This window comes from Kitasatospora griseola, assembly GCF_014648555.1.
GTDB lineage: Bacteria > Actinomycetota > Actinomycetes > Streptomycetales > Streptomycetaceae > Kitasatospora > Kitasatospora griseola.
The window spans coordinates 23,018-33,798 of record NZ_BMRI01000023.1; the positions used below are offsets into that span (position 1 = coordinate 23,018).

Sequence of the window (10,781 nt, forward strand, 5' to 3'; positions counted from 1 at the left end):
ACCCCACCCCAACGAAGCCCCACCACCACCTGTTCCCCTCATGAACGCCCGGCGAACCCACCCCCACCCGCCCCGGAAGTCCTGTCCCGGGCCCGGCACTTCGGGACTCGCACCTTGGGACCCGCACTTCGGGACGCACCCTTCGGGAACCCGTCGTCGGAGTCTCCGCGTTGTCGGGCGAGGAGGCAGTGACATGAAGACCCGCCGAAAGGGCGACCACGGCACGCCGGAGCCCGAGACGCCGTGGAGCGAGGTGGCGCCCGGGCTCTGGATGGGCGGCCACCACTGGCGCGACCCGGTCGGGCAGCGCCACCCGGTCCGGGTCGACAGCGAATTCGAGCTGGTGGTCAGCCTGTTCACCGCCCCCGGCCACGGCCCCGCGCCCGACGTCGAGCACGTCGTCGCCGAGGTGCCGGACGGCCCGCTGGACGCCGAGCAGTTGGCCGCCGTCCAGGATGCTGCCACGCACACGGCGGATGCGGTGGCGGCCGGGCGCAGGGTGCTGGTGCGCTGCCGCTCCGGCTACAACCGGTCCGGGCTGGTGGCGGCGCAGGCACTGGTCGAACTGGGCGCGCACCCCGCCGAGGCGATCCGCCGAGTACGGGCCCGGCGTTCGCCATGGGCCTTGAACAACGAACTGTTCGTCGTGCACCTGGAGACCGGACTCGACACGGCGCGGCTGCTCGGCTCGCTGACGGCGCTCGAAGGCTGACCTCTCAGGCTGACCTCGAAGGCTGACGCGGCGTCGGCGGGTCACTGCTGACGGGCTGTTGGCCGGGCTCGGGTGGCTTGCCCCATGGTTATCGGCGGCTTATGACCTTCTTATCCGCCGGAGCCGTCGCACCCCTCTGGCGGACAGATGGAGGTAGCCGCGCGAGCGGGCTGGCGTAGCCGAGCGGGTACGGCGGCGGTAGGTTGCGGGGCTGGTGGGAGGCCGATTCCGCTGGTGCTTTTCGCCGAGAGTGCGGTCGACGGGTTCTGACACAACGCCAGGTCGGGACTGTGCCACGGGCGTTGCGGGTGGCCGAATGCCGCCACCGGGGCTCCGGCCGAAACTGGCAGACACTTGTCAATTGGTATAGGCCAATCGTAGCCTTCGGTCCGTTCGCGGTGTGCCGGGTCCACACCGCGCCGCCCCCGGGTCGCTCCCGCGGGCGTCGGGCGGGCATGTGTCCGCCCCTTTTCCCCCACCATCGACCCGGCACCTTTCCGAGGAGAACCATGTCCTGGTCCCGTCGTCTGCTCACCGCGTCCGCGGTGGGCGCGGGCGCCCTGGTCGCCACCACCTTCGCCGCCGGCACCGCCGGAGCCCACGGCGCCATGTTCGGCCCCGCCAGCCGTATCGCCTCCTGCTACGCGGAGGGCCCCGAGACCCCCAAGTCCCAGGTCTGCAAGGACCTCGTCGCGGACAGCGGCACCCAGCCGCTGTACGACTGGAACGAGGTCAACATCGCCAACGCCAACGGGCAGGCCCGGCAGATCATCCCCGACGGCCACCTCTGCTCCGCGAACCGCGACAAGTACCGCGCCCTGGACTGGGCCCGCACCGACTGGGCCGCCACCCCGGTGACGGCCGGCGCGAAGACCTTCAACTTCCGCGTCACCGCGCCCCACCAGGGCGTCATGACGCTGTACATCACCAACAGCAGCTACAACCCGACCCAGCCGCTGAAGTGGTCGAACCTGGACCTGGCGAACCCGATCGCCACCTTCGCCAGCCCGCGCACCTCGGACAACGGCTACTACAACGTCGCCGCCAACCTGCCGCAGCGCACCGGCCGCCAGATCGTCTACATGGTGTGGCAGCGCACGGACAGCCCGGAGGCGTTCTTCGGCTGCTCCGACGTCGACTTCGGCTCGGGCACCACCGCCGCGGCCGGCGCGCTCGCCGCCCAGACCCCGTCCGCGCCCACCGAGGCGCAGATCAGCGCCGGCGCCGCGTACTCCTCCGTCTCCCACGCAGGCCACGGCGGCGACGCGCTGACCGCCCAGGAGGCGGCCGCCGGCACCACCTCGACCAACACCGCCGCCTCCGTCCACGCCTCCGGCAGCGACAACCTGCTGCTCGGCGTCGCCGGCGCCGGCCTGCTGGCCGCCACCGCCTCGGGCGTCCTCCTGGCCCGCCGGATGCGCAACGCCGCCGTCACCGCCTGACCTGACGGCCCATGAACGCCTGACCCGCGTGGGTCGGGCGGGTGGCGCGGCCCCATCCCCCACAGTTCGGGGGCCGCGCCTTCCGTCATCACGACCTTCCACCTCCCTCGCTCTGCCCCCGCGCGACCCTCCGCCGCCACGGCCTTCTCCCGCCGCGACCCTCCGTGTCATGGCCTTTCCGCGCCATGGCCTTCCCGCGCGGCAGCCCCGATCGGCCGGGAGTGCCCCGAAGCGACCCGCCGCTGCCGGCCGAAGCAACCTGCCGCGCCGACACCTTGATGAACCGTCAATTCTGGGCAAAACCGCAGGTTTCCACCTTGACGGCCCCAATTGGTCTGGACCATCTTGAGTCCGCCCCCAGCACCAGCACACCACCCCACTCCCCCACACCGTCGAGGAGAACCCGCCCATGAGGCGCGTCACCCTGTCTCTCGCCGCCACCGCGGCCCTGCTCGTCGCGCCACTGGCCGCCACCGCGACAGGCACGGCCAACGCCGCCGGAGCCTCCGGACTGGTCGCCGACTACGCCGTGACCCAGAGCTGGTCGAACGGCTTCCAGGCCAGCTACACCGTCACCAACTACACCAACACGACCGTCAACAACTGGTCACTCTCCTTCGACCTGCCGGCCGGCGAGACCGTCTCAAGCCTGTGGAACGGCACCCTCACCTCCACCAGCACCTCCACCGGCACCCACTACACGGTGACCTCGCCGACCTGGGCCGCGCCGCTCGCCCCCGGGGCCAGCGCCCCCGCCGTCGGCTTCGGTGTCACCAGCGGCGCCACCCAGACCGTGCCCGCCAACTGCACCATCAACAACCAGCCGTGCGCCGGCGCGCCCGCCGACAACGCCGCGCCGACCGTGCCCGGCAGCCTGCACAGCACCGGCGCCGGGCCCGGCAGCATCACCCTCGGCTGGAACGCCTCCACCGACAACGTCGGCGTGGCCGGGTACCACGTGCGCGAGGGCAGCGCCGTCGTCGCCACCGTCACCGGCACCAGCGCGACCGTCCGCGGCCTGCTCCAGGGCAGCAGCCACACCTTCACCGTCAGCGCCTTCGACGCCGCCGGCAACGAGTCCGCCGCCTCCGCCGCCGCGACCGCCACCGCCGGGACCGGCACCACGCCCGGCACCGCCGCGCCCTACGTCGACCTCGGTGCCTACCCGACGCCCAGCCTGCCCGCGCTCGCCGCCGCCAGCGGACTCAAGGAGTTCTCGCTGGCCTTCATCATCAACGGCAGCCAGCCCTGCACCGCCAGCTGGTTCGGCGCGTACGACGCCACCACCGGCTGGGACAAGGCCGACATGGACGCCATCCGGGCCGCCGGCGGCGACGTCCGCCCGTCGTTCGGTGGCGCCAACGGCACCGAGCTCGCGCAGTCCTGCACCACCGTGGCCTCGCTCGCCGCGCAGTACCAGAAGGTGGTGGACGTCTACGCGCTGGACCGCGTCGACTTCGACATCGAGGGCACCGCCGTCACCGACCACGCCTCCGTCGACCGCCGCTCCGCCGCGCTGGCGCAGGTGCAGGCCGCGCAGCGCGCCAAGGGCCGCGACCTGAAGGTCAGCCTGACCCTGCCGGTGCTGCCCAGCGGCCTCACCGCCGACGGCGTCTACATCCTGCAGTCCGCCAAGAACGCCGGCCTGGCCGTGGACCTGGTCAACGTCATGGCGATGGACTTCGGCGACTGGGCCGCCCCGAGCCCCGCCGGCAAGATGGGCGCCTACGCGATCCAGGCCGCGCAGTCCACCCAGGCGCAGATCCGCTCCGTCTGGACCAACCTGACGGATGCTCAGGCCTACGCCATGGTCGGTGTCACCCCGATGCTCGGCCAGAACGACACCGCCTCCGAGGTGTTCGGTATCTCCGACGCCCAGCAGCTGCTCACCTTCGCCCAGCAGAACCACCTCGGCGAGCTGGCCTTCTGGGAGATGACCCGGGACGCCAACGCCTGCACCGGCTCGCTGCCCAAGTGCACCAACATTCCGCAGACCCCCTACCAGTTCTCGAAGATGTTCGCCGCGTACAACGGCTGAGGCTGACGGTCGGCGCGCGTCGTCGGCCGAGTCGGATTGATTCGAGTGGCCGGCCGGTCGGTCGCCCTGGCACCTGGTGCCCGAGGGCGGCCGACCGGCCGGTCATTGACGTAGCGTCACACCGGCTGGTGCTCCCCCTCCTTGCGGACGTCGACCGTGGTCGCGGCGTCGGCGCTCCCCTCGGGCGCGCCCTCGCCGTCCTCCGGGCGGGCGTGCTTGGGGAGCAGGAATATGGCGGCGAACACCACGACCAGCATTGCGATCTCGGACCAGAGGGTGAACTGCTCGGCGCTGGCGAAGTCGGCCGTCTTCAGCCGCTCGAAGAACACCGTGCCGAGGATGGCGCTGCCGAGCGCGCCGCCCAGCTGCTGGACGGCCGTCAGCGTGCCAGAGGCGGAGCCGGTCTCGTGTGAGTCCACCGAGGCCAGCACCATGCCGAAGAACGGGGCCATCACCAGGCCCATGCCCAGTCCGGTGACCAGCAGCGCGGGCACCGTCTGCCACGGGGTGACGCCCGCGCCCTGGCTGTGCAGCGTGTACATCAGGCCGAGCACGCCGGCCAGCATCACCAGCAGGCCCGCGTGCATCACCTTGCGGCCGAAGCGCTGCAGCGCCTGGGAGGCGACGAACGCGATCACCATGCCGACCGAGGCGGGCACTCCCGCCAGGCCGGACTTCAGCGGGCTGTAGTGCAGGCCCAGCTGGGTGTAGAGGCTGAACGTCAGCCAGAAGCCCGTCATGGCGGTGAAGAAGATCAGGCCGAGCACCATGCCGCCGCTGAAGCCGCGCTTGGCGAACAGGCTCGGCTCGACCAGCGGATCCGCTCCGACGGCCTTGCGCCGCGACTCGTACCACCCGAACACGCCGAACACCGCCACGCCGACCGCCAGCAGCGCGAACGCCCACAGCGGCCAGTCGTGCTCACGGCCCTGCACCAGCGGGTAGATGACGGTGGCCGCGCCGACGGCCGCGAGCAGCGCGCCGACCAGGTCGAGCCGGACCGTCCGGCCCTCCGCCTGCGCCGGGAGGAAGACCCGGCCGCCTATGAAGGCGAACAGGCCCAGCGGGATGTTGATCAGGAAGATCATCCGCCAGCCGGTGCCGGCGAAGTCGGCGTCGATCAGCCAGCCGGCCAGGATCGGACCGCCGACCGTGGACAGGCCCATCACCGGACCGAACATGCCGAAGGCCGCGCCCTGCTCCTTCGGCGAGAAGATCTCCTTCATGATGCCGAAGCCCTGAGGGAGCATCACCGCGCCGAGCAGGCCCTGGGCGATCCGGGCGGCGATCAGCTGCCAGGGCTCCTGGGCCACACCGCAGGCGAGCGAGCCGAGCGTGAACCCGGCCGCGCCGAGCATGAACATCCGGCGGCGACCGAAGATGTCGCCGAGCCGGCCGCCGGTGATCAGGCCGATCGCCATCGCCAGCGTGTAGCCGGCGCCGAGCCACTGGATGGTGGACTCGCCACCGCCGATGTCCTGCCGGATCGCGGGGGCGGCGATGTTCGTCACCAGCGAGTCGAGCAGGTCCATCACCTCGGCGGCGAGGATGACGAACAGCGCGACCCAGCGCCAACGGTAGGGTTCGGCCCCGCCCGCGGAGGGCGGTGTCGCCGAAGGTGAAAGTCCGACCGCGTCGGTCATTGCATACTCCTGCTGAATGCCAGGGCGCGGTGGACGGGGGCCGCGCAGTGAACGGTGTTTCTTCTAACGAACACTGTTCTACGAGCCGAGCGGCGTTCCCGTCAAACGGATTTACCCTGACTTCCCCCGGAGACCGACCCGGACTCGTCCCCGAGTGCCTTGACCAGCACTTGAGCCCCCTGGAACCCGCCCCCGAACCGGATGCTTCGCCCACCGGTCGAACGGCGTTCGCCCCGAGTACGATGATCGACGGTAGAACGTTCAGCGAAAGCAGGTGGCCCGATGCCCGCGCAGATGCCCGCGATCCCGTGGCACAAGCCACGCAAGGCCGACCCGCGCCAGCCGCTCAGCCGCTCGCTGATCGTCGACACGGCGATCCGCGTGCTGGACGCCGAGGGCCTGGCCGGGGTGACGATGCGCCGGGTCGCGCAGGAGCTCGGCACCGGTCCGGCCTCGCTGTACGCGCACGTCTCCAACAAGGAGGAGCTGTTCGACCTGATGTTGGAGCAGGTCACGGCGGAGATCCGCCTGCCGCTCCGGCCGGAGCCCGAGCGCTGGAAGGATCAGATCACCGAGATCTGCTTCGAGGCGCAACGGGTATTGACGGCCCATCGGGACGTGGCGCTGGTGTCGCTGGGCAGCATCCCGGTGGGCGAGAGCCAGTTGCGGATCACCGAGTTCCTGCTCGACCTGCTGCTCCAGGTCGGCCTGCCCCCGCAGGTGGCGGCCTGGGCGCTGGACGCCCTGGGCCAGATCATCGACACCGACGCGTACGAGGCCTGGGTGTACAACGAGCGGCTTGCCCGGGGCACCGATCTCGGCGCCTACTTCGACCAGCTGCGCGGCTACCTTCACGACCTGCCAGCCGAGCGCTTCCCGACCCTGCAGCGCATGGCGGACGCCATGATGGAGGGCGACGGCGACCAGCGGTACGCCTTCAAGATCGAGGTGTTCCTGCGCGGCCTGGAGTCCTTCCTCCCGGCGAACGCGCCGACGCCGACGCCGCCGGCGGCCGCACCCGACCGCCCCGGCCCGGCATCCGACGACCAGGCGTGGCACGGCCCGACGGGCGGAGCGGCCGGCGCGGCTGGCGCGGGCGGCTGACGACTGCATCGAGCATCAGGGCAGTTCGGCGCCGGACTTGAAGGGTCGAGCGGCGGGCGTCCGCAAGAGTTGACGACGATTCAGCGCAGGTCTATACCAGGGGCAAGTTACGTCGACCTCGGCTCGATACCCGACCGTTGACCCGGCCGCACGCCCCCACTTCGCGCCCCGGGCCGCCTGCCGTCGACGCGCCGTCGGCCGCGCCGCGCCCTCGCGGTCGCGCTGTCCGTGTTCGGCCTGCTGGCTGGCGGCGTAGCCGCCGTCACCGCGTCCGGGCCCGCGAACGCGGCCGCCACCGACGGGCTCGGCTCCAACTGGTACGCCTCCGCGCTGTACTACCTGATGCCGGAGGACAACAGCCCGCCGGACGCCGCGGCGATGATGGACGCCACCGGACAGAAGGCCTTCCAGCTGGCATTCGTCCTGGCCCAGGGCAGCAGTTGCACCCCGGCCTGGGGCGGCACCTCCCCGATCACCTCTGACACCACCATGCCGGCCGTCATCCAGACCATCCGCAACAAGGGCTGCGACGTCTCGGGTCTCGGTGGGCGGCTACGGCAGCGCCAAGCTGGGGCAGCCTTGAGACGGCGCAGTGTGCCGGACTCGTGGCGGAAGACCCGGCCCCACGTCTCCGGGTCGTTCGAGTCGCCCTCGGGCACGGCGTCGTCACGCAACTCGTACCAGCACGCCAGGATGCGGCACTGCTCCGGCGTGTACGTCCAGTCCAGCCGGAACGCGCGGGCCGACCAGCGCAGCAACTCGCCCGCCAGTGTGCGATGCAGATGCGGGACGGTGTCCGCGATCGTGCGGACGGGCCCATAGATGATCACGGCTGCCCTTCTCGACTCAGGCACACAGCCCTGGTCCTGCGCCGAGGGTGAGACAGCGCGCCGCGCCCCGGTCCGGCGCGAGGCCAGTCCGGGGCACGGCAGGGTGAGCGCGGATCCGTCAGACGTATTCGATGAGCCAGCCGACCGGGTTGTCGTCCACCACGTCGCTGCTGCTCTTCTTCACACGTCCGACGTGAATCTTCTGGATCCCCTTGGGGAGCTTCTCGGTGACGCGGGCACCGCCCTGACTGACGTCCCAGTCCTTGGCGGGGAGCCAGGTCGTGCCGTTGTGGAACTGCACCTTCAGCCGCACATCGACCCAACTGGAGCCGAGGCTGAAGTAGGCGTCGCCCCATACGCCGGTCTGGTTGGGCTGAGGGATCGGCAGGAGAAGCCCGTACCTGTAGTGGATGAGGCCGTCGCTTTCGTTGAACACGAAGCCGGTGGGGACTTCACCGAGCTGGAAGTTGGGCATCTACGCTCCCCGGGAGTGCCGCATGTGCTGTCCTTCGACGTACGGGGCTCAGGCTATGAGTGCCTTCCGCGGCATTCACGGCATCAGATGTCAAACCACCCGTGCAGGTGAGCCAGGGGTGTGAAGCGGTGACTGGCTCGGCTTCGGTGTCCGTCCGCGCCTACGGCGGGTTCTCACATTCTGGCTGTCTCGCGGTGCGCGCGTTCCTCCAGCAGCCGGGCCGCCTCCACCGAGATGTGTTTGCCGGCCCCGAAGGGCAACTTCATGTCGTGGGCCCACAGTTCGCGGGCGACGGCGTGCGGAACTTCGGCGTCAAGGCAGGCTTCGTGGTAGACGATCGTGCGGGCGATGCGCAGGGCCTCGCCCGAGGGGCCGGCCGCCCGGGTCTTGCGGCGTGCCACGGCAGGCCCCCTTCGAGATCGGCATGCGGAGGGTGGACAGCGGGCCTGGGACGCTCTCGCCGGAACGAGCAATGGCTCCCAACCTCCGTCCGGAAGGCTGGAGCCATTGATCACCTGTCAGCGCTCGATGACGCCCGTGATTTCGTCTTCCCTGACGACGATGTGCTCCTCACCCTCGATGCTGATTACCTCGCCATTGGCGAAGCCGTCCTTCTTGGGTGCCGTGCCTTCGTCGTTCGTCTGCTCGTCCGCCATGTCTACCTCCGGATCGCGCGATGAAAGCCGCCGTAGTGGGCAGCTGCTCGAAGTTTTGACGACGTTCGATTTGCGCGGCAAGTTCAAGAGCTGTCATGGCATGGCACGGTGACTCATGGTGGGGTTTCGTCAGGCGCGGTTGCCCCAGCGGGCACCGACGGCGTCGCGGACGTTGTGGCCACGTTTGGGGCCCTCACCTTCACCGCGGATCTTGGCGAGGTGGCCGGCCGCGCTTGACCGGTTCGTCTGGGCCTGTGCGACGCCGGGGTGCAGGACCATCATCCCGGCGCGGTTGCCGCCGGGGATCACCCGGCCTTCGCGCTTGACCACGGCGGAGAGCTGGGCGGCGCGGGCGAGTATGGCCTCGGCGATGTCGATCGCCGCCAAGTCGCCCGGTTCGAGGACGAGTTCGGTTTCGCACAACTCGATGAGCGCGGCGCGAACCGCCTGCGGGTCCTTCAGAGCTGGATCGACCTTCAGCGGACGTCCCCGGGTTCGGGCAGGCCGCCAGCGGCTCGCGGCAGCCTTCTTGTGGGCGCGGCCGGCATCGGCGGCGTCCTTGCGGAGCACATGCCAGTCACACAACGCGCGGAGGTTGGAGCGGTCGTCGCTCTCGCCTTCGGAGGCGAGGACGATGTGGCCGCAGTGGCGGGCGGGCTCGGCTCACCGTTCGCCGGTGTCGTAGCGGACGTGCCGGCACACCCACCCGTCGCGCCGAACCCGTGTGCGTCGGCGACGCCCTCGCCGAGGACGAGTGGGCCGCCCAGGAAGCCGAGTGGGCCCCGCTGAAGCGGGCCGCCGAAGGACGCCAGGCCCCTCCCCCGGCCCGCCGACTGGAGGAGAGCGCCCCGAGGCGGCCGGGCGCCACGCGCCCCGCACCGACCACCACGCACGACACCGACTGCCCGCCCGCCCACAAGCACACCAGCCGCAACAAGCCGCTGACCGACGGCAGCCCCGGCAAGGGCTACGTGGATGAGGAACGCCGACGCCGCCTGTGCACCACCCACCGCTGACACCAGACATCGCCCCCCGTGGACGGCTTCGGCAGTGAAGTGCCCGAGCCCGCCGCTGGGGGACAGCGGCCGGAACGGGCTAAGCCGGGTCACCTGGACGAGGGAGAAAGCGCACCCGCTTGCCCCAACCGGATTGCGACATCAGGAGTTGGCATCACATTGCATGCAAATGTTCTCCGTGCCTCCCCGGGCGGCACGCGTCCACCCGGTCCGGCCGGCTTACGTCCAGAAACGATCGGAGTCCCTGAGATGAACCTTCGAATGAGCCTCTCCAAGATTGCCGCGACCGTGGCCCTGGCGGCCGCGGTGGTCGCCGTGCCGACTGTTGCGGTGGCTCATGATGAGCCGTCGTCGTCGGCCGGGTTGCAGGGAGGCTCGGTTGCCGTCGGCCTCGTCGGTCCGCGCATCAGCTGGTTTGAGGCGTTCGAGCACACCAACGGCTGAGCCTGCGGGGCCGTGCGGCCTGGTCATCGATTGTGGCTTCAAGGCGAAGCCACACGCGGCCGCACCGTCCTGGCCTGCACACCGCTGACACCAGACCCCGCCCCCACCCCGGTGGGGGCGGGGTGTGTCGAAGTGTCGTATGTCGGAGCCCGATTCGGGTTGATTGAACGGGGGTCTGCGCCGGCCGGGCCCCGGCGGGTGAGCATGAGTGCCCAGATCGAATGGATGCGCAGATCGGTGTACTCACCCGCGCGGTCCAGCCGGATGGCGAACTGTAGGAGCAGCGATGACGCGTCCCACGCGGGGCGTTCCCGCTCGGCCATGAAGTCGTCGCTGGTCTGGAAACGTGAATCGAGCCCGAGCCAGTGAGCCCAGTAGTTCAGGTTCGCGGCTTCGAAGTCGTCGTTGTCGGTGATCGAGC

Annotated in this window: 12 protein-coding genes and 1 pseudogene; 6 read left to right on the forward strand and 7 right to left on the reverse strand. The window is 70.5% G+C overall.

Annotated elements, in window-relative coordinates:
- Positions 1-193: 193 nt before the first annotated feature.
- The 3 genes from IEZ12_RS25045 (at position 194) to IEZ12_RS25055 (ending at position 4,192) form a co-directional block, all read left to right on the forward strand.
- Positions 194-712, forward strand: coding sequence for a protein-tyrosine phosphatase family protein (locus IEZ12_RS25045; protein ID WP_189274905.1), 519 nt, complete (start codon positions 194-196; stop codon positions 710-712).
- A 509-nt stretch (positions 713-1,221) separates the two neighbouring features.
- Positions 1,222-2,154 carry a lytic polysaccharide monooxygenase auxiliary activity family 9 protein gene (locus IEZ12_RS25050; RefSeq protein WP_189274907.1) on the forward strand — a complete coding sequence of 311 codons (933 nt, stop codon included), beginning with the start codon at positions 1,222-1,224 and terminating at the stop codon, positions 2,152-2,154.
- Positions 2,155-2,563: 409 nt separating this feature from the next.
- Positions 2,564-4,192: a cellulose binding domain-containing protein gene (locus IEZ12_RS25055; RefSeq protein ID WP_189274908.1), complete on the forward strand. Its 1,629-nt coding sequence runs from the start codon at positions 2,564-2,566 to the stop codon at positions 4,190-4,192.
- Between the two features lie 116 nt (positions 4,193-4,308).
- Here the strand turns inward: IEZ12_RS25055 and IEZ12_RS25060 are convergent, their stop codons facing one another.
- Positions 4,309-5,835, reverse strand: a complete 1,527-nt coding sequence (locus IEZ12_RS25060) for an MFS transporter (RefSeq protein ID WP_189274910.1) — start codon at positions 5,833-5,835, stop codon at positions 4,309-4,311.
- 282 nt (positions 5,836-6,117) lie between these two features.
- On the opposite strand from IEZ12_RS25060, the gene IEZ12_RS25065 reads away from it, so the two are divergent.
- Entirely contained in the window at positions 6,118-6,939 is an 822-nt protein-coding gene (locus tag IEZ12_RS25065; protein ID WP_189274912.1) for a TetR/AcrR family transcriptional regulator C-terminal domain-containing protein, read from the forward strand.
- 335 nt (positions 6,940-7,274) lie between these two features.
- Here the strand turns inward: IEZ12_RS25065 and IEZ12_RS40650 are convergent, their stop codons facing one another.
- The 5 genes from IEZ12_RS40650 to IEZ12_RS25090 all read right to left on the reverse strand — a co-directional run bounded on the left by IEZ12_RS40650 (position 7,275) and on the right by IEZ12_RS25090 (position 9,470).
- Positions 7,275-7,769: a hypothetical protein gene (locus IEZ12_RS40650; protein WP_189274914.1), complete on the reverse strand. Its 495-nt coding sequence runs from the start codon at positions 7,767-7,769 to the stop codon at positions 7,275-7,277.
- Between the two features lie 118 nt (positions 7,770-7,887).
- Positions 7,888-8,244, reverse strand: a complete 357-nt coding sequence (locus tag IEZ12_RS25075) for a hypothetical protein (protein WP_100589915.1) — start codon at positions 8,242-8,244, stop codon at positions 7,888-7,890.
- A gap of 173 nt (positions 8,245-8,417) precedes the next feature.
- Positions 8,418-8,645: a hypothetical protein gene (locus tag IEZ12_RS25080; RefSeq protein WP_189274916.1), complete on the reverse strand. Its 228-nt coding sequence runs from the start codon at positions 8,643-8,645 to the stop codon at positions 8,418-8,420.
- Positions 8,646-8,762: 117 nt separating this feature from the next.
- A complete protein-coding gene (locus tag IEZ12_RS25085) occupies positions 8,763-8,900 on the reverse strand; it encodes a hypothetical protein (RefSeq protein ID WP_189274918.1) in 138 nt (45 codons plus the stop codon).
- A 129-nt stretch (positions 8,901-9,029) separates the two neighbouring features.
- The gene (locus tag IEZ12_RS25090) at positions 9,030-9,470 is read right to left on the reverse strand and encodes a hypothetical protein (RefSeq protein WP_189274920.1); all 441 of its coding nucleotides are present in this window, start codon (positions 9,468-9,470) and stop codon (positions 9,030-9,032) included.
- A 152-nt stretch (positions 9,471-9,622) separates the two neighbouring features.
- Here IEZ12_RS25090 and IEZ12_RS25095 point away from each other — a divergent pair, with 152 nt between their 5' ends.
- Together IEZ12_RS25095 and IEZ12_RS25100 are read left to right on the forward strand one after the other, a co-directional pair.
- Positions 9,623-9,916: a hypothetical protein gene (locus tag IEZ12_RS25095; RefSeq protein WP_189274922.1), complete on the forward strand. Its 294-nt coding sequence runs from the start codon at positions 9,623-9,625 to the stop codon at positions 9,914-9,916.
- A gap of 261 nt (positions 9,917-10,177) precedes the next feature.
- Positions 10,178-10,360 carry a hypothetical protein gene (locus IEZ12_RS25100; RefSeq protein WP_043907400.1) on the forward strand — a complete coding sequence of 61 codons (183 nt, stop codon included), beginning with the start codon at positions 10,178-10,180 and terminating at the stop codon, positions 10,358-10,360.
- A 38-nt stretch (positions 10,361-10,398) separates the two neighbouring features.
- Here IEZ12_RS25100 and IEZ12_RS25105 read toward each other — a convergent pair.
- A pseudogene (locus IEZ12_RS25105) lies at positions 10,399-10,781 on the reverse strand (hypothetical protein); the annotation flags it as partial.